Genomic DNA, 22003 nt, shown 5'->3' on the forward strand with positions numbered 1-22003 from the left:
GGCTGCTGGGGTCAGGCGGCGGCGCGGGCGGACCAGATGTCCTCGAAGCTCCAGCGGTCCACCATGGCGCCGGCACGGCGCCAGCGGTCGGCGTGCGCGTCGCGCGGCTGCTCGTCCAGCGCCACCAGGGTGACGCGGGGCAGCCAGACGCAGGCCCCGCCCAACGCGCGCAGGCGCAGGCAGAGATCCAGCCCCTTGTGGTCGGCCCCCATGTAGGAGCCCATCGTCGCCAGCGCCCGGACCAGCGCGTCCTTGGGCAGCAACGCGCATTCCGGGGCGGCGGCGTCCACCGTCGCCGCGTCCTGCTCCTTCAGCCAGTCGCGCGGGTAGCCGGCGAAGCGGCGCTCGAAGGTCTTGGCCCCGTCCGAATCCTCCACCGCCATGATGCCGGCGAAGCGGATCGAATGGTCCTCGTAGAGCAGCGTCGGGCTGACCATCACCGGCCCGCCGGACTTGCGCGACACCCGCTCCAGCGCCGCCAGCCAGCCCTTCTCTGTCGGCAGGACGGAGGGGGAAAGCGTCAGCACCCGGTCGCCGCGGGCATGGGGCAGGGCGGCGGCCATCGCCTCGAAGGCGTCGGTGGCGTCGGGTGCGGCGACGAAGGTGACGGCCATGCGGTAGAAGGCGGCGGCCTGACGGACGGCACCGCCCAGCCGCTCGTGCGTGCCGGCGGCGGCGACCACCAGCAGCTCGGTCTCGGCGAAGTCCGGGTCGATGGCAAGGCGGGCGATGTTGAGGTCCACATCCTCCCGCGCGTCGGTCACCGGCAGGATCACCGAGACGCGCGGCGCCTTCACCGGACGGCCCATCGGGTGCACGCCGGTCGACGGCAGCGCGCCGGAGCGGGCGCGGGCGGTGCGCAGCATCGGGCCGACATGACGCGCGATCAGCGTGTCGATGGACGGGCTGTCCAGATTGACCAGCGACAGCATCCGGCGCAGCGCTTCCGGAGCCGGCGGCAGGCAGCTCAGCGGCAGGAAGGCGAAGCGGTCGTCGGCCAGTTCCAGCTCCAGATGGAATTCGGCGCCCAGGGGCAGGCCCGACGGCTCGGCGGCGAAGGCGGTGAAGCCGTGCTGGTCCTGGCCGGGGATCATGCGCCCGGCGAACAGACCGTCATGCTGGAAGGCTTCCGTCACGTCGCGGCGGGCCAGCCGCGACCAGCCCTCGTCGAGCCGGACGGCGACGCCGGGCCCCTTCAGCGTGACGGCGCGGACCTGCCGCGTCGGGTCGAGCAGCCAGCCGGCGACGAACAGCCCGGCCCCCGGCACGCGCAGCGCCATGTCCAGCCCGGTCCGCACCGGGATGTCGAGCCGCGACACCGTTTCCGCACCGTCGTAGCGCGACGCGGCGATGCGGGACATCTTCTGGCGTGTCTCGGCGTCCTGGATGTTGCCCAGCATGTCGCGCACATGGGCGGAGGCCACGCCATCGGGCAGGATGGTGCGGTGCTCGAAGATCTCCAGATGGCGCCAGCCCTCGGCGGCGCGGTAGTGGATGCGGCGGATGGCGGTGGGAAGCGGGGTCTGGTCGGTCAGCACCGCCATCACGCCCGACGCCTCCGGCGGCAGGTCGGGACGGGCGAAGGACCCGGCGGTGGCGCGGTAAGCGGCGGTTTCCTCCGCCTCGATCAGGATCTTCTGGGCGCCGTTGCGGAAGCTGCGCGCCCAGCCCTGGAGCATCAGGCTGCCGTCGCGGAAGCGCCCGAACACCTCGGCGAAGCCGTCCGGCTGCGACACCTCCTGGGCGAGGCCCGAGAGCAGGCGCCCAATGCGGTCGGATTCGCCGTCCGAAGACGCGGCGAGCTGGATCGTGAAATCCAGCGCCACGGCCAGCGCGCCGGGCTGGAAGCCCTTCAGCGCCGAGACGAGGTGCGACGGGTTGGTGCGGACGTTGGACAGCCGCGGCAGGACGAGGCGTTCCCCCTTCTCGTCCGCCAGCTCGACGCGCGACGGGCGCATCTGGGCCAGCCCCGGCACGCGGATGCCGCCGAGGAACCAGCGCTCGCCCTCCGCGTCGGCCCAGGAGCGTCCGGCGTAGCGGCCCTCCACCGACCCGTCGAGATGAACGGCGCCCTGGGCGGGCAGCGCCCGGTCGATGGCGCCGAACAGGACGAGCGTGTCGTCGTCAAGAAGAATGGCCGCCGTGATGTCGGCCTTGGTGATCGGTTCCCTCATCCCGCGATGCTCCCCGCAATCGAACCCTGCCCATGCGATCCCCCCGGACCATTCATTATGTCGTCATAGAGAATGACGTGTTTTTCGGCGGACTCTTCGGTCGTCGGGACCGCCGGCATGTTGGAGACGAGCCGGTCCCAAAGCCCCGGCTCGGTCATCGCGCGCGTCATCACGCGCGCCAGATCCGCGGCGTCCCCCGCCCGGAAATGCAGCCCGTCCACCCCGTCGGTCACCGATTCCGCCATGCCGCCGATGCCGCTGCAGATGACCGGGCGGCGGTGCTGGAAGGCTTCACGGATGACCAGGGGCGCGTTCTCCCACCAGATCGACGGCATCACCACCCAGTCGGCGGCGGCCATCAGCTCGGGCATCTCCTCGCGCCGGTAGGGACCGTGGCGGACGGCTGTGCCGCGGGCGTTCTTGAAGCCCTGCTCGACCTTGTCCTTGAAGGCGTCGGTCTGGAACGGCGCGCCGCCATGGACCGCCAGTGTCAGGTCCTGCCCCTGCTTCTCCAGCCGGGCGGCGGCGTCCAGCGCGACGGTGATTCCCTTGAAGGGATTCAGGTTGCCGAAATAGGCGAAGGCGTTGCGCGGGGCGCCCGAAGACAGCGGCCGGTGCGGCGCCGGACGGACCGCCGGTCGCCCGTTCTCCATGACGGAGATGCTGTCGGGGTCGATGCCCCAGGCGATGTAACGGTCGCGCAGGAAGGCGCTGGGCGCCAGGAAATGGTCGACCAGCCCGAACATCGCCTTGATGTGCTTCTCGCGCAGCACGAACTGGTCGGCCGGCCGGTCGGGGAAGCAGCGGTGGCAGGCGTCGGGCGAAGCCATGCGGCACAGCGCGTGACTTCCCGTCGTCACCATCTGCCCGTCGTTGGCGCAGATCGGGTAGTAGTCGTGCAGCGTGTAGACGATCCGCGCCCGCGGGCAGACGCGGCGGATCAGGAATAGCATCTCCACGCCCAGCAGCAGCGTGTGGTGGATGTGGACGATGTCCGGCTGGAAGGCGCGCAGCAGGTTCGACAGGTCGGGCACGATGCCGTGCAGGTCGATCTGGCTCTGGAAGAAGTGATCGAAATGCCCGGCCCACAGCACCACCTCGTCGGCGCTGCGGCCGAGCGTCTGGAGGTTGGTGCCGGGCTTGCGGTCGCGGTGGACGCCGTTGGTGCAGGCGAGGAACAGGGCCTCCGCCCCCTTGGCCTTCAGGCTGCCGAACAGCTCGTGCGCGAAGATCTCCGTGCCGCCGGGGTGCAGGCTCGGGTGGTTGTGGGCGACGACCAGGACACGGGGCAGGCTCATCGCGCGGCCTCCTTTTCCAGAACCAGGAGATCCTGGAAGTTCTCGGCGTTGCGCTGCCCGCTCCAATGGCCGCGCAGAACCGGGCGCGCCGGGCGCAGCCCCTGTTCCGCGAAGGTGCCGAGCAGGAAGGATTCGCTGTAGGCGACGGCGGCGTTGGGGTTGGCCTCGTCGGCGATGAACTCCGGCCCGGCGGCGTCGAGGAAGGCCGGGCGGGCGGTCTTCTTCGCGATGCCGTCCCGCGCGCGGGCGTCCACCAGGAACAGGCTGAGGAAGCAGCGCCCGCCCGGCTTCAGCACGCGGGCGATCTCCGCCGCGTAGCGCACCGTCTCCGCCGTCCGCAGATGGGTGATGACCGAGGTCAGGATCACGAAGTCGTGCCCGCCGTCGGGGAAGGGCAGGCGGGTCTGCGCCGCGTCCTCCGCCCCGCCGGGGTTGTAGAGCGCGTTCGCCACGTCGAGCGTCCGGAAGCGGAACTCCGGATAGGCCGGGGTGATCGTCTCCGCGCACCAGCGGATGCCGTCCTCGACGATGTCCACGCCGTCGTAGCTGGAATCGAGGTACTGGGTCAGCGGCACGGCCATGCGCCCGATGCCGCAGCCGATCTCCAGCACGCGGTGCTTCGGCTTCAGCCCGCCGACGCGCACGAAATGGCGCAGGAACTCCGCCCCGATGGCCCGGAAATCGCCGTCGCCGATGAACACGCGGTCCGGCGGCGGCACGGGCAGGAAGCGGTTGCGGGCGATCTGCGCGCACAGCCACTCCAGCCGCGGGTCGGTGTTGCGGCGCAGGACGGCGAGGCGGCGCCCGGTGAGGATCTCGTTCATCAGGTCAGCTCCGGTTCCGGTTCGCGCGCCCGAACAGGCGGGATTTGCCCGGAACGGCAACGGGAAGGGCGGTGTCCGTGGGGGGGGCCGCCGACAGGGGGCGCATCAGGCTGTCCTCCAGCGCGGGCGGCGGCGGCAACGCGCTCCAGTCGCGGGCGGTCAGCTCCTCCATCATCGCGGCCCAGCGGCGGGCGTGGAGCCAGCCGTTGTATTCGGAGGCGACGCCGCGGGTGTAACCCTGGTGCCGGCTGATCGAGCGGCGCTCCAGATGGTACAGCTCGACCGAGGGGACGTAGCGGATGTCCAGCCCGGCCTTGCGGACGCGCAGGCAGAGGTCGGAGTCCTCGTAGTCGCCGATGACGTAGTCCTCGCAGAAGCCGCCCACGGCGTCGAAGGTCTCGCGGGTCATCATCAGGCAGGCGCCGGTCACGCCGGGCACGCTGCGCTCGCGCCGGGCGGGAAGGAAGTCGCGCGGCAAGCCCTTGAAGAAGTGATGGTTGTACCAGCGCCCACGGACGTCGCGGTCGAAGTAGAGGCCGGCGTGCTGCAGGCTGTCGTCGTCGAACAGCAGCTTCGGCCCGACCGCCCCGGCCCCCGGCGCGCGCTCCAGCGCGGCGAGCAGGACGGGCAGCCAGCCGGGCTGGTCGGGGATCACATCGGAATTCAGGAACAGCAGCGTCCGCCCGCTGGAGGCCGCGACGCCGGCGTTGTTGGCCGCCGAGTAGCCGTAGTTGGCCGGCTGCACCAGCACCCGCATCGGCAGGTCGTAGAGCGCGTGGAAGCCGTGCAGCATGTGCACCAGCTCGTCGCGCTGCTCCGGGCTGTCGAGCACGAAGATCAGCTCCGCCCCGGCCATGCCGGGATCGGTGGCGAAGCTGGAGAGCTGGAAGCGCAGGAACTCCAGCGCCTTGTAGAGCGGGATGATGACCGAGACGGCCGGCGTCTCCGGGATGCGCCCGAAGCTGACGGTTTCCGGCTCGCTGCGGCTGGCCATGTGGGCGGCGTGGAGCGGTGCCACGGCCGGGGCGATCACCGTTTCCAGAACCAGCGGGGTCGCGTGCTGCGGCGGCAGGCTGCCGAGCACCGCGGCGCGGGCGTCGGCCGGCGACAGCGGGCGCAGCGGCGGCACCAGCCGGATCGACCCGCCGGAGCCGAGGCGAAGCTCCGCATGGACCTGAAGCGCCGCGGCGGGCTCCGGCGCGCCGGGCAGATAGGCGACGAAGCCGCTGCGGTCGGTGGAGGGGGCGGTGCCGAACAGCTTCGCCACGTCCTCGCGCGGGAAGCGGTGCTCCAGAACCTCCAGCCGGCGCTCGCCGCCGAAGGGCGTGTGCACGGTGAGGCCGCCGGACAGGCCGTGCGGATCGTGCACCCAGCCGGCCAGGAACAGCCCGCCGTCGCCGGTCGGAACGGCGAGGTCGAGGGCGGCGCCGATGGAGCGCTTGGCGTCGGCGACCTGCCGCTTGGGCAGCGGGGCGAGCACCTGGAGCTCGCGCACCGCCGCCGCGGCCGTGGCGTCCGACCGCCCGCGCTGGGCGAGCGCGTTCAGGATGTACTGGCGCAGCTCCAGCGGCGTGTCGCGGCGGGTGGACAGCCGCTCGGTCAGGCTCGGCAGGTTGGGCGCCACGGCCGAGAAGGCGCGGCAGGCCAGCCCATTGCGGCCGAGAACCACCAGCAGGTTGCCCGGCGCGCACAGCGCCTTGTCGACCAGCAGCGACATGGCGGCGCGCCCGCGCCGGTCCAGGGCGGAGCCGACGCAGACGTCAAAGGGAGAGGGGCCGACGGCGCCCGAAGTGATGATGACCGCCCCCGTCACCTCGCCGAAGCCCGACGACAGCGACCCGCCGCAGAGCAGAAGCTCGTCGGTGGCCAGGGCGCGGGCGACCAGCGGGGAGGGGGTGGGCGACAGCTCCAGCACCATGCGGCGGCACACCGCGGCGAAGCCGGCGTCGCTGCGCAGCGCCGGGGTGGAGCGCGCGAAATCGAAGAGGAAACGGACCACGCGCAGCCGCGACGGCGCGTCGAGGCTGCCGAGCAGGAAGGCGGGGTCGGGATCGGGAACCTGCGGTTCGGCCAGGGCCTCCGCGACGACGCGGCCCTGGGCCACGAAACGGACGGGCGCACCGGAGGTCCGGGGCGCCCGCAGGATCGACAGCACCCGCTGCCCACCCCAGCTCGTCCGGACGGACAAGGTGGTGTAGGGGGGCCGGACCTCCTCGCCGTCGAGGGTGGGAACGACGCGGCCGGAGGGCTCCGGTCCGTCGCTCTCCCACGAAGCGAGCACGAAGTCGTCGCCGAGCGCATGGAGCTGGGCGGACGCGATGGAGGCGGAGGCCGGCAGGACGGCGAGCACGGTCATGCGTTCCTTAGCCGGACCCATCGGCGGCGTGGCTTCAGCACGCCGCCGGTCCGGTCCCTGGGGGGGTTACGGCTTTAGTGAATGACGAAGAAGTCGTTCGGGTTGTTGTGAACTTCGTCGGCCGAAACGCCCTTCAGCATGATGCTGTCGCCGTTGCCGAGATCGATGACGGCGTTGCCGCCCATGTCGGTGACGCGGGCCGCCAGATCGGAGGCGTCGTTGATCTCCAGGCCGTTGATGTTGCGCTCGATCTGGAGGACGTCCTCGCCGGCGCGGAAGTCGAGAACGACGTCCTGGCCGCCGCCGCCGGAGAAGACGAAGATGTCGTTGCCGGCGCCGCCGACGAGGATGTCGTTGCCCGCACCGCCTTCCAGGATGTCGTTGCCCGCACCGCCATCCAGGTAATCGTCGCCCTCGCCACCCTTCAGGATGTCGTCACCGGTGCCGCCCATCAGGATGTCGTTGCCGGCGCCACCGTCCAGGTAATCGTTGTGGCCGCCGCCCATCAGGACGTCGTCACCGTTGCCGCCCTTCAGAATGTCGGCGCCGTCGCCGCCGTTCAGGACGTCGTCGCCGTTGCCGCCGTCGAGGATGTCGTTGCCGCGGCCGCCGATCAGCACATCGTCGCCGTTGCCGCCGGACAGGTAATCGTCGCCGTCCCCGCCATCCAGCGTGTCGTTGCCGTTGCCGCCGTCGAGGACGTCGGCCCCGCTGCCGCCGCTCAGCAGGTCGTTGCCGTTCCCGCCGAACAGGGCGTCACGGCCGTCGCCGCCCAGGATGGTGTCGTGGCCGTTGCCACCCATCAGGATGTCATCGCCCTTACCGCCGTCGATGAAGTCGTTGCCGTTGGTGCCGGTGATGACGTCGTCATAGTTGCCGCCAGGAAGGGTGGCCATGAATGATACTCCTTAACGATGGGATTCGGTGGGGTGGGGGATTTCCTACCCCGAAATGGCGAGGTACCCCTAAGCCTTTACCCAAATACCGTTCGGCGGGGCTGTGACAAAACTAAGGTCAAACCCAGGCAAATGTTGAGTTCATAGAGTCAAAACACAATAATCATCAACGTTCATTACGTCATTCCTGTCACCTTGTCTTCAAAGCCCTTCGAAAATCTAAACATCTAATTTTGGACGTCGTGGCGTATCAGTGGCTTTACGGTCTCCACCCAAGATAAAGACTCATGATCAGCGGAAGTGGCGGAATTGTTTGCTCGAAATACTTTTAAAGAAGCCCGGAAGACGGTTTTGTCGAAATTTGACGAAATGCCTTGAAATGACCCGCAAGTCCTATGCGTTTGGCTTAGGATTACGCCGTTGATCATTGCTCTTCGGGGGTATCCGACGATGCTGCGGGGCATTCAAAACACTGGCTTTTAAAAATCCATCGAAGAAAGCAGGCGGTTTTGAAAGTCGGAATTTGAAAGCGGTGGCTGAGCGGTGCGGGCCGCTTGGGGGTGCGCGGTGTGCGAAACGCGCTCCGTCAGGCCACCCGAACAGGCGCTGCCCGATGTCCAAGCCACTCCGGCAGCCCGCCGATGTCGAGCGGAACGCCGCCGGATGGCTGTGGCAACGCCCCCGAAAGGGCAAAATTTTTTTACTTGCGTCTGTTCGGCATGCGGGCCGGATCAGACTTTTCCGGCCTCGGCGGCATCCAACGCGACCCGCGCCAACTGCATCAGCTTGTCGTCGACCGCCGCCTGATCATAGCCGGGGTTGTCGGCCAGCGAATCGCGCAGACGCATGGCGATGAACTCGCCGGTGTGGTGCTTGTCGTAGAGATGGACGTCGCCGATGGCGTCGGCGACGCGCTTCAGGGTGTTCCGGTCCCACTGTGTGGTCATGCTCGCACGCTCCTTTTCTTGCCTGCTGGGCAACGGGGGAGCGTGCGAAATGATCCAGCGCGGCGGCGCGGTCAGTTCTCGCGGAAGGCGCGGTTCATGCCGTCGGTCAACGGCGTCAGGAAATACTCGATGGCCTTGCGGGTGTGCCCATGGATCATCACCTCGGTCGGCATGCCGGGATGCAGGTCCACGTTTGGCAGCGCCTTCAGCGCCGCGGCGTCGAGACTGATCCGCGCGAGGAAATAGGCCTGCCCGGTCCGCTCGTCCTCAAGCTGGTCGGCGGATAGGGTGAGCACCTTGCCCTGGACTGGCGGGACCAGCCGCTGACGGTAGCCGACCAGCCGCACCATGGCGCTGCCGCCCACGTCGATGTTCTGCACGTCGGCAGGGGCGACGCGGGCCTCGACGATCAACCCATCGTCCTGCGGGACGATGTCGAGGATGCCCTGGCCCGTCGGTATGACGCCGCCCGGCGTGTAGAAGCGCAAGTTGGTGACCCGGCCCGCTTGGGGGGCGACGAGTTCCTGGCGCTTCAGCACGTCGCCGGCGCTGCGCAGCCGCTCCGACAAGTCGGAGACGGTGGCTTGGATGGTCTGAAGCTCATTCCCGACCTCCGACCGGCGGGTGTTGCCGAGGTTGATGATCTCCAGCTCCGCCGCGGCGATTCCCTGCTCGGCCTTCGACTTGTCGGCCTGGATCTCGCCCAGCCGGCCCCTGGTGTCGGCGACGTTGCGCTGAAGCTCCAGCATGCGCGGCTTGCGCTCGTAGCCCTTGGCGAGCAGCGTCTCGACGATCCGCAGCTCGTCCTGGGTGTAGCGCAGCCGGTCGTTGGCGGCCACGCGCTGCGACTCGAGCGCCACCAACTCGTCGCGGAGTTGGCCGATGCGCTTGCGCTGGATGGAGATCTGCCCCTGATAGGCGTCGCGCCGCGATTCGAACAGGCGCTGTTCGGCGGCCAGCGCCTCGGCGGCGACGGAGCTGGTCTTGGCGGCGGCCACCAGCTCGTCGGCGTAGACCGGGGTCTTGGCGTCGGTCTGCTCGGCGCGCAGCCGGGCAAGCCGGGCCAGCGAGGTCCAGTACTGCCCGTGAAGCTGGGCGACCACGGCGCCGCTCTGCGTGGTGTCGAGCCGCAGCAGGACCTGCCCGGCCGTGACCATGTCGCCGTCCTTGACCAGCAGTTCGCTGAGGATGCCGCCCTCCAGGTGGGAGACGGTCTTGCGGTGGCTTTCCACCATGATGGTGCCGGGCGCGATGGCCGCGCTGTCCAGGCTGGCGGTGAAGGCCCAGCCGAAGAAGCCGCCGAAGCCGATGGCGACGGCCAGCGCACCCGCCAGCGCGGTGCCGCGCAGCGTCGGTTCGTGCGGCGTCACGTCGATGACCGGCGCCCAGGCGGCGGTGAGGGGGGAAGGCGCGTTCGCGGGCTGGGAAAGCGTCGTGTCGGTCATGCGGATTCTCCCGTCCGGACCAGCCGGGCCACCTTCACGGCGCCGCCGGGCTGGACCATCTTCAGCACGTCGGTGCGTTCGCCGAAATGCTCGACCATGCCGTCCTTGAGGACGAGCAGCTTGTCGGCGACCGACACGATGGAGGGGCGGTGCGCGACCATCACGATGGTGGCGCCGTCGCGCCGCGCGTGGTTGATCGCGGTCAGCAGCGCCTGCTCGCCCTCATGGTCGAGGTTGGAGTTGGGCTCGTCCAGCACGATCAGGCGGGGCTTGCCGAACAGCGCGCGGGCCAGCGCGATGCGCTGCCGCTGCCCGCCGGACAGGGCGAAGGCATTCTCGCCGACCGGCGTGTCGTAGCCGAAGGGCAGGCGCCCGATCATGTCGTGGACTCCGGCCAGCCGGGCGGCGCGCACGATCTCCGCCGGGTCGGCCTGGGCCATGCGGGCGATGTTCTCGCCGATGGTGCCGTCGAGCAGCGCCACCGATTGCGGGACGTAGCCGACATACTGGCCGAAGCTCTCGCGCTCCCACAGGAAGGTGCTGGTGCCGTCGAGGTAGATGCCCCCGGCGGTGGGTTCCCAGATGCCGACGAGCAGGCGGGCGAGGGTCGACTTGCCGGCCCCCGACGGGCCGATGATCCCCAGCACCTCCCCCGGCTCCAGCGCGAAGGAGACGCCGCGCAGCACCGGGCGCTGCAGGCCCTTCGGCACATGGCTGACGCGGTCGACGGTCAGGCGCCCGTCGGGGCGGGGCAACGGCATGGTGCTGCGCCGCGCGCCCTCGCCGTTCAGAAGCTCGCGGATGCGCTTGTGGGCCGTCTGGGCGACGATCCACTGCCGCCAGTTCTCCACCAGATGCTCGAAGGGCTGGAGCAGGCGGGCCATGATGATGCCGGTGGCGATCATGCTGCCCGGCGACGCCTCGTTCCGGATGACCAGCGCCGCGCCTGCGGAGATGGTGGCGATCTGCAGGATCAGGCGCAGCGAGCGGGAAGCCGAGGCCATGCCGCGCGACAGCACCACGCCCCGGTCGATCAGCGAGGCCGAGCCGATCTGCGCCATCTGCCAGCGCCGGGCCAGCGGCGGCAGCATGCCCATGGCCTCGATGGCCTCGGCGTGACGGACGGTGCTGGCGACGTCGGCGAAGACCTTGGCCGACGCCTCGTTCGCGTCGGCGATGGGGCGGCGGGTCAGCGCGTCGGTCAGCGCGTTCATGGTCAGCAGCAGCAGCGCCGACCCCACCGCGATCCAGCCGTAGATCGGGTGCAGGATGAACAGGATGACCAGGAAGATCGGCGTCCACAGCAGGTCCAGCGGCACCACCACGGCGTTGCTGGTCATGAAGTTCCGCAGGTCGTTCAGGTCGCGCATCGTCTGGCCGGCGTTGCGCGTCCCGCCGCCCAGAGCGTCCACGATCGCCGCCTGCAGCGCCGGCACATTGAAGCGGTGCGCGATCACCGCCCCGCAGACCAGGAAGGCGCGAGCCCGGATGAAATCCAGCACGCCGTACAGCACCAGCCCGCCCACGGAGATCACCGCGAGCATCGTCAGCGTCTCCAGGCTGCGGCTGCTCATCACGCGATCGTAGACCTGCATCGTGTAGAGCGGCACCACCAGCATCAGGATGTTGACGAAGAAGGTGAGGGTGCCGGCCAGCAGCAGGCCGCGTCCGATCTTTCGGTAGGCTTGGGTCAGCAGGGTCCGATCCGTACCGCTCATGCCAGTTCCTTTTCTTGCGTCCCGCGTTCCGGCCGCGTTCCGGAGTCCTGCGTTCTCAGGTTTGGGGGCGGGCCATGAAGCCGGCCATGCAAAGGGTTTCATGGTTAACGAAATGTTGAGATGCGGCCGCGTCGCATGAACTCCTTTTGAGACGAAGTCCGGACAAAGGCCGCCCATAGCGGGAAGACTGGTCCCGCTCCATTTCCGCTTACGTCCGACGCTGCGCTGCGGCGTGTGACAACTTTGAGCCCTTACCCCGTCCGACATTGATCGAAAGAGGTATTTGCAGCGCTGTAAAATATTGTTTTAAAACATTTTTCCGATCATGCGCCAAGCATTTCAAGGCGCCCGTGTCTCTTTTTCGTCAACTGGTCTTCCGTCTGAATTGACGGCATGGTGCATCGCGGAACTCTTGCACTTGCCACCGGGGGATGTACGATCCTTTGATGCCGGCGGGTGTCTGGACTGACGAATATTTCTAAAATCCAAGGAATATTTACGATGAACACGCCCCACACCGTACTCGTAACCGGCGGTGCCGGCTATGTTGGCAGTCATTGCGTGGCCGAACTGCTCGACCGCGGCTTCCGGGTCGTCGTGCTCGACAACCTGCGCCAGGGCCACCGCGCCGCCGTGCCGTCCGACGCCGCCTTCGTTGAAGCCGACCTTGCCGACATGGACGCGCTGACCCGCGTCTTTGCCGAATGGCGATTCGACGCGGTGTTCCATTTCGCCGCCCTCTCGCTGGTCGGTGAATCGATGCGCGACCCGCATCTCTATCTGCACGGCAACACCGTCAACTCGCTGAACCTGATCCGTGCGGCGACCACGGCGGGCGTGCGCAAGATGGTCTTCTCCTCGACCGCCAACCTGTTCGGCACGCCGGAGCGTCTGCCGATCGACGAGGAGACCACCATCGATCCGGGCAGCCCCTACGGCGAATCCAAATTCTTCATCGAGCGCGCGCTGCATTGGGCGGACCGCTGCCACGGCCTGCGTTCCGCCTGCCTGCGCTACTTCAACGCCGCCGGCGCGCACCCGAACGGCACGCTGGGCGAGGACCACGCCCCGGAAACCCACCTGATCCCGCTGGTGCTCGACGCGGCCAGCGGCCGGCGCTCGCACATCGAGATCTTCGGCGACGACTACCCGACGGCGGACGGCACCTGCGTGCGCGACTACATCCATGTCTGCGACCTCGCCGACGCGCATCTGCGGGTGCTGCCGGCGCTGGAGACGCGCAGCGTCCGCTTCAACCTGGGCAACGGCACGGGCTACAGCGTCCGCGAGGTGATCGCGGCGACGGAGCGGGTCACCGGCTTGACGGTCCCGGTCAGGGTCGGGCCGCGCCGCGCCGGCGATCCGGCGGTGCTGATCGCCTCGTCGGAGCGCATCCGGGGCGAGCTGGGCTGGTCCCCGCGCTTCCCCGATCTGGACAGCATCATCGGCAGCGCGTGGGAATGGCGCCGCCGCCATCCGGGCGGCTACCGCGGCCCGGCCGTGGCGCAGGCCGCCGAGTGACGGAGAAACGAGGGATGAGCACGCAGCGCCGGGCGGGCGGCGAAGCCAAGCCGGCCGAAGCCAAATCGGATGCCATCGACGCGGCGGAACTGGCCGAGTATCACGGGCTCGCCCGGCTGATCGAGCGGATGCACCGCCGCTTCCTCGACGTCGTGCGGGCCGGCCTGCTGCGGCAGGGTATCGACGACATCGGGCCGGTCCAGGCGCTGATGGTGATGCTGATCGGCGACGACGAGCCGTCGGTCCGCGACCTGATGGAGCGCGGCTATTACCTGGGGTCCAACGCCTCCTACAGCCTGAAGATCCTGGTCGAGGCTGGCTACATCGACCGCGGCGCCAGCCAGCGCGACCGCCGCACGGCCCGTCTGCGCCTGACCGACAAGGGTCGCACGCTGCGCGACGAGCTGTTCAATCTGGAGCAGGTGCAGGCCACCGCCCTGGTCCGCAACGAGGCGGAGGCGGCCGATCTGAAGGCCGCCTACCGCACGCTGCGCCGGCTCGACCGCATCTGGGGCGACATGGTCCGCTACGCCGGCCAGGGCCTCGATTGAGTGGCTCGATTGAACCGTCCTATGCATCTTTCATCCGCAGGCATCCGCACATGACCGACTCATCCCTGTCCATCCGCGACGTCGAGCGCCTGCTCGAATCCTCGTCGGCGGAGGCCCGCATCGACACGATGCAGAAGCTGGCCGGCGATCTGGAGAAAGGCGGGCTGACCGACGCCGAACGGTCGCTGGCGCTGGAGGTCATGCACTGCTTCGCCGCTGACGCCCAGGTGGCGGTGCGCGAGGCCGTGGCCTGGCAGATCCGCAACAACGCCATGCTGACCGCGGAACTGGCCGAGCGGCTGGTGAAGGACGTGGCCCGCGTGGCCTTTCCGATCCTGCGCGACGCCGGGAGCCTCAGCGACGAGCTGCTGCTCGACGTGTTGGCCGACCCCGACGCCGGCAAGCACATGGCCGTCGCCAACCGCCACACCGTGTCGGCGCGGGTGGCTGGGGCGGTCGTCGAGACCGGCAACGTCGCGGTGGTGACCGCGCTGCTGCGCAACCCCGGCGCGGAGCTGGCGGAACCGGCGCTGCACCGGGCCTTGGACCGCTTCGGCCGCGTGCGCATGGTCAGCGAGGCGGCGGCGACCCGTCCCGGCCTGCCGCTGGCCGTGGTGGAGCGGCTGGTCGCCTTCGTCTCCGACGCGGTGCGCGCCACGCTGGCCCACAGCCATGGCCTGTCCAAGGATCTGGTGGACCGGCTGGCCAACCGCGGGCGCGAGTCGGCGACGCTGCGGCTGCTGCGCCCGGCGCTCCGCGGCTCGGAGGATGTGGAGGCGGTGGCCCGCTGGCTGCACGCCAACGGACGCTTCACCGCGGCGCTGCTGTTCCGCGTGCTGTGCGCGGGCGACGTGGCGCTGTTCGCGGCGGGGCTGGGAGCGAAGGCCGGCATCCCGGCGGAGAACGCCCGCAAGCTGGCCTGGGACGACGGGGCGCTGGGGCTGCGGGCGGTGCTGAAGAAGGCGTCGGTCGCGCCGGTCCTGGTGCCGCCTTTCCAGGTGGCGATCGCCACGGCCAAACGCATGGGCTACGAGGGCAGCGACAACCGCCGCGACGATTTCCAGGCGGAGGTCATGGCCGACCTGTTCGCCGCCCTGACCCCGACCAACGAGTGGGCGGTGGACGAGTTGCTGTTGCAGCTCTTCGACGGCGCGTCGGACGAGGTGATCGACCGCGCGCTGGATCAGGCGGGCTTGCCCTTCGCGCCGGTGCGCGGGACGGGGACGTGAGGGTGCGGATGGGGCGACGCTTGCCCCCACCCTGACCCTCCTCCGCTGGGCGGGGGAGGGAAGGGGCCCGCGGCGAAGCCGTGGGAAGGGTGGGGGCCTCGCTAGATAACCCCCTCCGGCACCAGCACCTTCCCGCAAATGTCCCGCGCCTTCTCGAAGCGGTCCGGCGCGGCGGAGCGTGCCAGCAGTCCCTCTCCAAAGATGAACGAGTAGAAGAGATACGCCCGCGCGAAGGCGTCGTCGGAATCCAACCCCATGCCAGCGAACAGCTCCGACACGCAGCGCAGGCGTTCGCGGTCGACCTCCGCCACGATCTCGGACGCGCGGGGGTCGCGGCGCGCCCAGTCGCGCATCGCCAACTCTATGGCGATGCCGCGCGGGTTGTTGCTGCCGCCGTACAGCGACAGCACGTAGCGCAAGCCCTCGGCGGGCGTGCGGCCGTCCAGCCGGGTCTGCGCCTTGATCGCCTCGATGCGGCCGGTCTTCCAGCCTTCCAGCATCGCCTCCACCAGCTCCATCCGGTCGCGGAAGTGCCAGTAGAAGCTGCCCTTGGTCACCTTCAGCCGCTTGGCCAGAAGCTCGACCCGCACCTGCTCGACGCCGCCCTCCGCCAGGGCGGAAAAGGCGGCGGACAGCCAGGATTCACGGTTCAGCGTCTTCGCTTCCATCGGCAACACTCCGGAGACCATACGGCAGCGTATCGATTCGCCGTTGGCCTGTCCAGAATCCGCCGGGTGGAAACAGTGCCGGACCTTATCCGGATGTGGCCGGAGAAGGAAAGCCAGGCGCGCCTCAGCGCGCCTTTGCCGCGATAAACAGCTCCTTGTGGGCGTCGCGCAACAGGTTCTTCTGCACCTTGCCCATGGCGTTGCGCGGCAGCTCGTCCATGAAGAAGACGCGCTTGGGCACCTTGAAGTTGGCGAGCTGCTCCTTGCAGACGGCGATCACCGCCGCCTCGTCCGGGGTGGCGCTGCCGGGCTTGCGCAGGACGACGGCGGTCACCGCCTCGCCGAAGTCGGGGTGAGGTAGGCCGACCACCGCCGATTCGACCACGCCGTCGATGCCGTCGATCACCGTCTCGACCTCCTTCGGGTAGACGTTGAAGCCGCCGGAGATGATGAGGTCCTTGGCCCGCCCGACGATGTGCACATAGCCGCGCCCGTCCACCTTGCCGACGTCGCCGGTGATGAAGAAGCCGTCCGGCTTGATCTCCTGCTTCGTCTTTTCGGGCATCCGCCAATAGCCGGAGAAGACGTTCGGCCCAGCCACCTCGATGATGCCGATGTCGTCGGTGCCGAGGCTGGCACCGGTCTCCGGGTTGACGACGCGCACCGAGACCTCGGGCAGCGGGAAGCCGACCGTGCCGGGGATGCGGTCGCCGTCCAGCGGGTTGGAGGTCAGCATGCCGGTCTCCGTCATGCCGTAGCGCTCCAGGATGGCGTGGCCGGTGCGGGCGGAGAACTCCTTGTGCGTGTCGGCCAGCAGCGGCGCCGAGCCGGAGACGAACAGTCGCATGTGCGCCGTGGCCTCGCGCGTCAGGCCGGGATGGGCGAGCAGGCGGGTGTAGAAGGTCGGCACGCCCATCATCACCGTGGCGCGCGGCAGCAGCCCCATCACTTGCTCGGCGTCGAATTTCGGCAGGAACAGCATGGAGGAGCCGTTCAGCAGCACGCAGTTGGTCGCCACGAACAGGCCGTGCGTGTGGAAGATCGGCAGGGCGTGCAGCAGCACGTCGTCCGGCTGGAAACCCCAGTATTTGTGCAGCGTCAGCGCGTTGGAGCCGAGGTTGCGGTGGCTCATCATCGCGCCCTTCGACCGCCCGGTGGTGCCGGAGGTGTAGAGGATCGCGGCGAGATCGTCGGCCTCGGCCGGGACGGTCGCGAAGTCCGCGCCCTTGCCGGCGGCCTGCTCCGGCAGCGTGCCCTCGCCGTGGGTGCCGAGCGTCAGCAGATGGGCGACCTTGGCCTTGTCGGCGACCTCGCGCAGCGCGTCGGCGGATTCGGGTCGGGCGACGAAGACGTGCGGCTCCGCGTCGGTCAGGAAATACTCGACCTCCGCCTTCGTGTAGGCCGGGTTCAGCGGCAGGAAGACGCCGCCCGCCCGCACGGTGGCGAGGTAGAGGATGATGTTCTCGACCGACTTCTCCACCTGCACGGCGACCCGATCGCCCTTCTTCAGGCCGAGGTCAGCGAGCAGGTTGGCGTAGCGGCCGGTCAGGGCTTCAAGGTCGCCGTAGGTGACGGTGCGCGCCTTGTCGGTGCCGGGCTCGGTCTCGGCGAAGGGGCGGCTGCGGTCCGCCGGAAAACGGGAGCGGAACAGCTCGAACAGATTGCCACCCACCAGATTGCCACCCGCTTCGGACATCGTTTTTCCCTCCATGCACCCGGTGATCCGGTGTCCAGGCTTTAGCACAGGCGCATGCCGCCGGCCACAGCTTTGTATACGTAAGGACGGGCTATTGTATTTCGTTTCCGCCCATGATGGACACGAATTCGGTGAAGATGTCGATCTGGATGGTCACATGCCGCCGCATGGCGGCGTAGGCGGCCTCCGGCTCGCCGGCCAGGATCGCCTCCACCACGTCATCATGCTCCGTGAAGCTGTCCTTGACGCGGTTGGGGTGGTTGAGCTGGTAGCGGCGGTAGGGGGCCAGCCGGGCGAACAGCCCCCGCGCGATCTCCTGCAGCGGCTCGTTGTGGCTGCCGGCCTGCACCGCCTCGTGGAAGGAGCGGTTGACCGCGTAGTAGGCGTCCAGCTCCCGCGCCTCCATATGCGCCTTCGAGGTGTCGTGCAGGCGCTTCAGGGCCTCCTTTTCCTCCTCCGACATGCGGCGGGCGGCGAAGCGGGCGCAGAGTCCCTCGATTTCCGACATCACCTCGAACATCTGGACCATGCGGTGCAGCTTCAGCGGCGCCACCACCGCCCCCTGGCGCGGCTGCTTCTCCACCAGCCCGGCGTGGACGAGCTGGAGGATCGCCTCGCGGATCGGGGTGCGGGAGATGTTGAAGCGCTGGGCGAGGCTTTCCTCGTCCAGCCGGGTTCCGGGGCGCAGCCGGCCCAGGAAGATGTCCTCTTCGATGGCGAGCCGCACCTCGTCGGCGCGGGTGGCGCTTTTGTCGGCGGTCTTGCCGGCGGCAATCCGGTCGCTCATCCCGAGCGTGTCCCCTTCCTCGTCCGCGGCCTTCCGCCGCCCCTGTCTCTGTATACAAGAGATGGACAGCGGGTATCCAGCATGATAGTCCTTCCACCCAACAATGAGAACCGGAGATCCGCCTTGGACTCCGGGCCACTGCGGTTCTGGGGAGGATGCGCATGGATTTTGCGCTTTCAGAGGAGCAGCAGGCGTTCCGCGACACGGCGCGCGACTTCGCGCAGCAGGAAATGGCGCCGAACGCCGCGCACTGGGATGAAAACAGCGTCTTTCCCGTCGACACCCTGCGGCAGGCCGCCGCACTCGGCTTCGCCGGGATCTATGTGGGGGAGGAGTTCGGCGGCTCCGGACTCGGGCGGCTGGACGCGGCGCTGATCTTCGAGGAGTTGTCGGCGGCCTGCCCGTCCACGGCGGCCTACATCTCCATCCACAACATGGCCTCCTGGATGATCGACCGCTTCGGCAACGCGGAGCAGCGTGAGCGCTTCCTGCCGGGGCTGACCAGCATGGAGCGTTTCGCCAGCTATTGCCTGACCGAGCCGGGGGCGGGGTCCGACGCGGCCTCGCTGCGCACGCGGGCGGAGCGGGACGGCGACCATTACGTGCTGAACGGCTCGAAGGCCTTCATCTCCGGCGGCGGCACGTCGGACGTCTATGTCTGCATGGTCCGCACCGGCGAGCCCGGCCCCAAGGGCATCTCCTGCATCGTCGTGGAAAAAGGCACGCCCGGCCTGTCCTTCGGAAAGCAGGAGCACAAGCTCGGCTGGAAGAGCCAGCCGACCTCGGCGGTCATCTTCGAGAACTGCCGCGTCCCTGTCGCCAACCGCATCGGCGAGGAGGGGGAGGGCTTCCGCATCGCCATGAAGGGGCTGGACGGCGGCCGCCTGAACATCGCCGCCTGCTCGGTCGGCGGAGCGCGCTTCTGCCTGGAGCAAGCCATCGCCTACACCACGGAGCGCAAGCAGTTCGGCAAGCCGCTGAACGCCTTCCAGGCGCTTCAGTTCAAGCTGGCCGACATGGCGACGGAGCTGGACGCCGCCCGGCTGATGCTGCACCGCGCCGCCGCCAGCCTCGACGCCGGATCGCCGGAGGCCACCGCCCATTGCGCCATGGCCAAGCGCTTCGCCACCGACGCGGGGTTCCAGGTGGTGAACGAGGCGCTGCAGCTTCACGGCGGCTACGGCTACATCAAGGAGTACCCGATCGAGCGGATTTTCCGCGACCTGCGGGTTCACCAGATTCTCGAAGGCACCAACGAAATCATGCGCGTCATCATCGCCCGCCATCTGACCGGCGGCTGACGGCAGCGCAATAAGACGGCATCAAAAAGACGAGGGGAAACGCAATGGCGACGATCGCCTTTATCGGGCTGGGCAACATGGGTGCGCCGATGATGCGCAACCTGCTGAAGGCCGGCCACACCGTCCTGGCCTTCGACCTGTCGGAGGCCGCCTGCACCGCCGCGCGCGACGCCGGCGCAACCATCGCCACCGGCCCCGGCGCCGCGGCGGGGGAGGCCGAAGTGGTCGTGACCATGCTGCCCGCCGGCAAGCATGTGCGCGAGGTCTACACGGCGCCGGACGGCATCATCGCCAAGGCCAAGCCGGGCAGCCTGTTCATCGACAGCTCCACCGTGGACGTCGACAGCGCCCGCGCCGTCGCTGCGGCGGCGGAAGCGGCGGGTCACGCCATGGTCGACGCGCCGGTGTCGGGCGGCGTCGGCGGGGCCGAGGCGGCGACGCTGACCTTCATGGTCGGCGGCAGCGACACCGCCTTCCGCCGCGCCGAGCCGATCCTGTCGGCGATGGGCAAGGCCATCGTGCACACCGGCGGGCCGGGCAACGGCCAAGCGGCGAAGATCTGCAACAACATGATCCTCGGCATCTCGATGCTCGGCGTGTCGGAAGCCTTCGCGCTTGCCGAGAAGCTGGGGCTGGACTCGCAGAAGCTCTTCGACGTGGCCTCGAAGTCGTCGGGCCAGTGCTGGTCGCTGACCAGCTATTGCCCGGTGCCGGGTCCGGTCCCGACCTCCCCGGCCAACCGCGACTACCAGCCGGGCTTCGCCGCGGCGCTGATGCTGAAGGACCTGAAGCTGGCGGTAGAGGCCGGGCAGAGCACCGGCAGCCCGCTGCCGCTCGGCGGCGAGGCTGCGCAGATGTATGCGCTGTTCTGCAACGCCGGCTTCGGGGGCAAGGATTTCTCCGGCATCGTCAATCTGCTGCGCGGGAAGTCTTGAGGCCGGGCGCTTGGGCGCTGTGTCCGTAGAGGACAGCGCCCGAACCGTCCCCGAACAGCGCCAGCAAACCGTCGCCCAGCGCACCGCGCCAAGCGAACAGGTCGTGCCCGGCGGCATAGTCGCGGTAGGCGACCTCGTAGCCTTTGGCCTCCAGCACATCCCGCAGGTGGCGGGAGGTTTCAAGGATGCCGATCTCGCCGTCGCCTCCGGCTTCGAACAAGCCGGCGCTGAGGAAAAAACGCACCGGGCGGCGATCGCGCGACGCCACCAGACCGGCCATATGCTCCGGACGGTCCGGCGGCGCATCGGCCGGATGCCACCAGAAGGAGCCGGACATGGAAAGCGCGTTTCCAAACCGGTCCGGACGGGCCAGCGCCGCGGACACCGCCGCCAGACCGCCATAGCTGGACCCGGCCAGAACCGTCCGGTCGGGCCGGGACCGGATGCTCGCCCGCTCCCTCAACCAGGGAAGAAGCTCGTCGGCGAGCATCGTGGCGAAAGCGGGATTGGCTGGCAATTCGCGTTCCCGCGCTTCGGCGGTTGGGTTGGCGATGAAAACGGCGACGGTCGGCGGCAGACGGCCACCGCCGGTCAGCCGGTCGAGCATGGTTGGAACCGGCGCGCGCCGGTCGAGATAGTCCGGCCCGTCGAACAGCAGCAGCAGAATGGTGTCCTTGCCCGCCGGATCGACACCGGGCGGTGCGTAGACCGTAACGTTGCGCGTGTTGCCCAGAATGCGGCTGGTGAAGCGTTCCGCGATGAGCCGTCCTGCCGGTTCGGCCCAAACGCTTTCCAGTCCGGGCTGGAGCGGGGCGTCGGGCAGCTCCACCAGGGAAACCTGATTGTAGCGATCGGGGGCGTCGGACGGCCAGGGACGGTGATTCAACGGATCGGCCTGAAGCTGCGCCAGGATCGCCATCCGGCATTCGCGGCAGGTGCCGGGAAAGTCCGGCACGTCGGGCGCGATCTGGTAGGACAGGCGGGTGGAGACGGGGACGATGAAGCTCTTGAACCAAACGTCGCTCTGGCCCAGCCGTTCGAGATTTTCATGGTTGGATGTCGGCCCCCCGAGCAGGCGCACGTTGCGGCGGGCGCCCCGCGCCAGGAAGGTCATTGCGACCTGGCCCGATCCGGGCGCGTCCTTCAATGGTTCCACCAAGGGCGTGCCGCGCCGGGCCACGTCCTGCCAGAAGGCATCGGTGCTGCCGCCGCGCTTCACCGTTTCCGCCAGAGCGGCGATGGTCGGGCTCAGGTGCCCCTGACGGACGGGATGCTGGTCCGCCACGGCGATGCGGCGGGTCAGCGTCAGCCGATAGCCGCCGGACGCGGGCAGCGTGACGCGCAGCGCCGCCATGCCGGGCTTGGTGACGAAACGGAAGACCTCCCGCCCCGCCGTGCCGTTCAGCAGCAGACGGATGGGGCGTCCGTCCTGGTCGATCAGCCGCAGATCCGCAACGTCCGCTCCTGAATCGAGAACGCCTTCCACATAGTCGCCATCATCGAGCTCCAGGGAATGGACGGCATCGCGCTCCGTCCCGGAGACAGGAACGTCAAGGACAAGCGGGGAGCGGTCCGGCATCACCGCGCAACCGTTCGGAACCATCATCACGACTCCCAGGACCATCAGGCGTTTCACGCGTTCCATGAGCATCCGGCG

The 22003-nt window shown here is 69.0% G+C and carries 17 protein-coding genes; 5 read left to right on the top strand and 12 right to left on the bottom strand.

The window, feature by feature from the left end; genetic code table 11:
* Window positions 1-11: 11 nt before the first annotated feature.
* From AMK58_RS23025 to AMK58_RS23060, 8 genes are all read right to left on the bottom strand, one after another.
* Window positions 12-2174: a hypothetical protein gene (locus AMK58_RS23025; protein ID WP_035679402.1), complete on the bottom strand. Its 2163-nt coding sequence runs from the start codon at window positions 2172-2174 to the stop codon at window positions 12-14.
* Window positions 2171-3472 (bottom strand): glycosyltransferase family 4 protein, encoded by a 1302-nt coding sequence (locus AMK58_RS23030; RefSeq protein WP_035679400.1) that lies wholly within the window; start codon window positions 3470-3472, stop codon window positions 2171-2173. The genes AMK58_RS23025 and AMK58_RS23030 overlap by 4 nt, the downstream gene beginning before the upstream one ends.
* Window positions 3469-4296 carry a class I SAM-dependent methyltransferase gene (locus AMK58_RS23035; protein ID WP_035679398.1) on the bottom strand — a complete coding sequence of 276 codons (828 nt, stop codon included), beginning with the start codon at window positions 4294-4296 and terminating at the stop codon, window positions 3469-3471. Before AMK58_RS23035 ends, AMK58_RS23030 begins: the two co-directional genes overlap by 4 nt.
* 4 nt (window positions 4297-4300) lie before the next feature.
* On the bottom strand, window positions 4301-6652 hold the full coding sequence (locus AMK58_RS23040; protein WP_059399504.1) for a glycosyltransferase family 2 protein: 2352 nt from the start codon (window positions 6650-6652) through the stop codon (window positions 4301-4303).
* Between the two features lie 74 nt (window positions 6653-6726).
* The gene (locus tag AMK58_RS23045; RefSeq protein ID WP_035679387.1) at window positions 6727-7548 is read right to left on the bottom strand and encodes a calcium-binding protein; all 822 of its coding nucleotides are present in this window, start codon (window positions 7546-7548) and stop codon (window positions 6727-6729) included.
* A gap of 731 nt (window positions 7549-8279) precedes the next feature.
* The gene (locus AMK58_RS23050; RefSeq protein WP_035679385.1) at window positions 8280-8495 is read right to left on the bottom strand and encodes a hypothetical protein; all 216 of its coding nucleotides are present in this window, start codon (window positions 8493-8495) and stop codon (window positions 8280-8282) included.
* Window positions 8496-8566: 71 nt separating this feature from the next.
* Window positions 8567-9940 carry an HlyD family type I secretion periplasmic adaptor subunit gene (locus AMK58_RS23055; protein WP_035679384.1) on the bottom strand — a complete coding sequence of 458 codons (1374 nt, stop codon included), beginning with the start codon at window positions 9938-9940 and terminating at the stop codon, window positions 8567-8569.
* Window positions 9937-11658 carry a type I secretion system permease/ATPase gene (locus AMK58_RS23060; RefSeq protein WP_035679382.1) on the bottom strand — a complete coding sequence of 574 codons (1722 nt, stop codon included), beginning with the start codon at window positions 11656-11658 and terminating at the stop codon, window positions 9937-9939. Before AMK58_RS23060 ends, AMK58_RS23055 begins: the two co-directional genes overlap by 4 nt.
* A gap of 501 nt (window positions 11659-12159) precedes the next feature.
* On the opposite strand from AMK58_RS23060, the gene galE reads away from it, so the two are divergent.
* From galE to AMK58_RS23075, 3 genes are read left to right on the top strand one after another with little or no spacing between them, the layout of a single operon-like run.
* On the top strand, window positions 12160-13179 hold the full coding sequence (galE, locus tag AMK58_RS23065; RefSeq protein WP_035679381.1) for a UDP-glucose 4-epimerase GalE: 1020 nt from the start codon (window positions 12160-12162) through the stop codon (window positions 13177-13179).
* Between the two features lie 14 nt (window positions 13180-13193).
* Window positions 13194-13730 carry a MarR family winged helix-turn-helix transcriptional regulator gene (locus tag AMK58_RS23070; protein ID WP_051140661.1) on the top strand — a complete coding sequence of 179 codons (537 nt, stop codon included), beginning with the start codon at window positions 13194-13196 and terminating at the stop codon, window positions 13728-13730.
* A 50-nt stretch (window positions 13731-13780) separates the two neighbouring features.
* Window positions 13781-14959, top strand: a complete 1179-nt coding sequence (locus tag AMK58_RS23075) for a DUF2336 domain-containing protein (RefSeq protein ID WP_035679379.1) — start codon at window positions 13781-13783, stop codon at window positions 14957-14959.
* A 101-nt stretch (window positions 14960-15060) separates the two neighbouring features.
* On the opposite strand, the gene AMK58_RS23080 is transcribed toward AMK58_RS23075, so the two are convergent.
* The 3 genes from AMK58_RS23080 to AMK58_RS23090 form a co-directional block, all read right to left on the bottom strand.
* Window positions 15061-15627, bottom strand: a complete 567-nt coding sequence (locus tag AMK58_RS23080; RefSeq protein ID WP_059399505.1) for a TetR/AcrR family transcriptional regulator — start codon at window positions 15625-15627, stop codon at window positions 15061-15063.
* Window positions 15628-15751: 124 nt separating this feature from the next.
* A complete protein-coding gene (locus AMK58_RS23085) occupies window positions 15752-17323 on the bottom strand; it encodes a malonate--CoA ligase (RefSeq protein WP_035679394.1) in 1572 nt (523 codons plus the stop codon).
* 91 nt (window positions 17324-17414) lie between these two features.
* The gene (locus AMK58_RS23090; RefSeq protein WP_035679376.1) at window positions 17415-18110 is read right to left on the bottom strand and encodes a GntR family transcriptional regulator; all 696 of its coding nucleotides are present in this window, start codon (window positions 18108-18110) and stop codon (window positions 17415-17417) included.
* A gap of 161 nt (window positions 18111-18271) precedes the next feature.
* Here AMK58_RS23090 and AMK58_RS23095 point away from each other — a divergent pair, with 161 nt between their 5' ends.
* Complete coding sequence (locus AMK58_RS23095) at window positions 18272-19411, top strand: isobutyryl-CoA dehydrogenase (protein ID WP_035679374.1); 1140 nt, start codon at window positions 18272-18274, stop codon at window positions 19409-19411.
* 44 nt (window positions 19412-19455) lie between these two features.
* The gene (mmsB, locus tag AMK58_RS23100; RefSeq protein ID WP_035679372.1) at window positions 19456-20346 is read left to right on the top strand and encodes a 3-hydroxyisobutyrate dehydrogenase; all 891 of its coding nucleotides are present in this window, start codon (window positions 19456-19458) and stop codon (window positions 20344-20346) included.
* Here mmsB and fes read toward each other — a convergent pair.
* Window positions 20321-21997, bottom strand: coding sequence for an enterochelin esterase (fes, locus tag AMK58_RS23105; protein ID WP_051140660.1), 1677 nt, complete (start codon window positions 21995-21997; stop codon window positions 20321-20323). The genes mmsB and fes overlap by 26 nt on opposite strands.
* Window positions 21998-22003 lie beyond the last annotated feature (6 nt).

It is taken from the genome of Azospirillum brasilense, assembly GCF_001315015.1.
Classification (GTDB): Bacteria; Pseudomonadota; Alphaproteobacteria; order Azospirillales; family Azospirillaceae; genus Azospirillum; species Azospirillum brasilense.

Excerpts from the sequence above, each read along its gene's own strand:
- AMK58_RS23025 (WP_035679402.1), bottom strand. The coding sequence starts at position 2,174 with ATGAGGGAACCGATCACCAAGGCCGACATCACGGCGGCCATTCTTCTT.
- AMK58_RS23030 (WP_035679400.1), bottom strand. The coding sequence starts at position 3,472 with ATGAGCCTGCCCCGTGTCCTGGTCGTCGCCCACAACCACCCGAGCCTG.
- AMK58_RS23035 (WP_035679398.1), bottom strand. The coding sequence starts at position 4,296 with ATGAACGAGATCCTCACCGGGCGCCGCCTCGCCGTCCTGCGCCGCAAC.
- AMK58_RS23040 (WP_059399504.1), bottom strand. The coding sequence starts at position 6,652 with ATGACCGTGCTCGCCGTCCTGCCGGCCTCCGCCTCCATCGCGTCCGCC.
- AMK58_RS23045 (WP_035679387.1), bottom strand. The coding sequence starts at position 7,548 with ATGGCCACCCTTCCTGGCGGCAACTATGACGACGTCATCACCGGCACC.
- AMK58_RS23050 (WP_035679385.1), bottom strand. The coding sequence starts at position 8,495 with ATGACCACACAGTGGGACCGGAACACCCTGAAGCGCGTCGCCGACGCC.
- AMK58_RS23055 (WP_035679384.1), bottom strand. The coding sequence starts at position 9,940 with ATGACCGACACGACGCTTTCCCAGCCCGCGAACGCGCCTTCCCCCCTC.
- AMK58_RS23060 (WP_035679382.1), bottom strand. The coding sequence starts at position 11,658 with ATGAGCGGTACGGATCGGACCCTGCTGACCCAAGCCTACCGAAAGATC.
- galE (WP_035679381.1), top strand. The coding sequence starts at position 12,160 with ATGAACACGCCCCACACCGTACTCGTAACCGGCGGTGCCGGCTATGTT.
- AMK58_RS23070 (WP_051140661.1), top strand. The coding sequence starts at position 13,194 with ATGAGCACGCAGCGCCGGGCGGGCGGCGAAGCCAAGCCGGCCGAAGCC.
- AMK58_RS23075 (WP_035679379.1), top strand. The coding sequence starts at position 13,781 with ATGACCGACTCATCCCTGTCCATCCGCGACGTCGAGCGCCTGCTCGAA.
- AMK58_RS23080 (WP_059399505.1), bottom strand. The coding sequence starts at position 15,627 with ATGGAAGCGAAGACGCTGAACCGTGAATCCTGGCTGTCCGCCGCCTTT.
- AMK58_RS23085 (WP_035679394.1), bottom strand. The coding sequence starts at position 17,323 with ATGTCCGAAGCGGGTGGCAATCTGGTGGGTGGCAATCTGTTCGAGCTG.
- AMK58_RS23090 (WP_035679376.1), bottom strand. The coding sequence starts at position 18,110 with ATGAGCGACCGGATTGCCGCCGGCAAGACCGCCGACAAAAGCGCCACC.
- AMK58_RS23095 (WP_035679374.1), top strand. The coding sequence starts at position 18,272 with ATGGATTTTGCGCTTTCAGAGGAGCAGCAGGCGTTCCGCGACACGGCG.
- mmsB (WP_035679372.1), top strand. The coding sequence starts at position 19,456 with ATGGCGACGATCGCCTTTATCGGGCTGGGCAACATGGGTGCGCCGATG.
- fes (WP_051140660.1), bottom strand. The coding sequence starts at position 21,997 with ATGCTCATGGAACGCGTGAAACGCCTGATGGTCCTGGGAGTCGTGATG.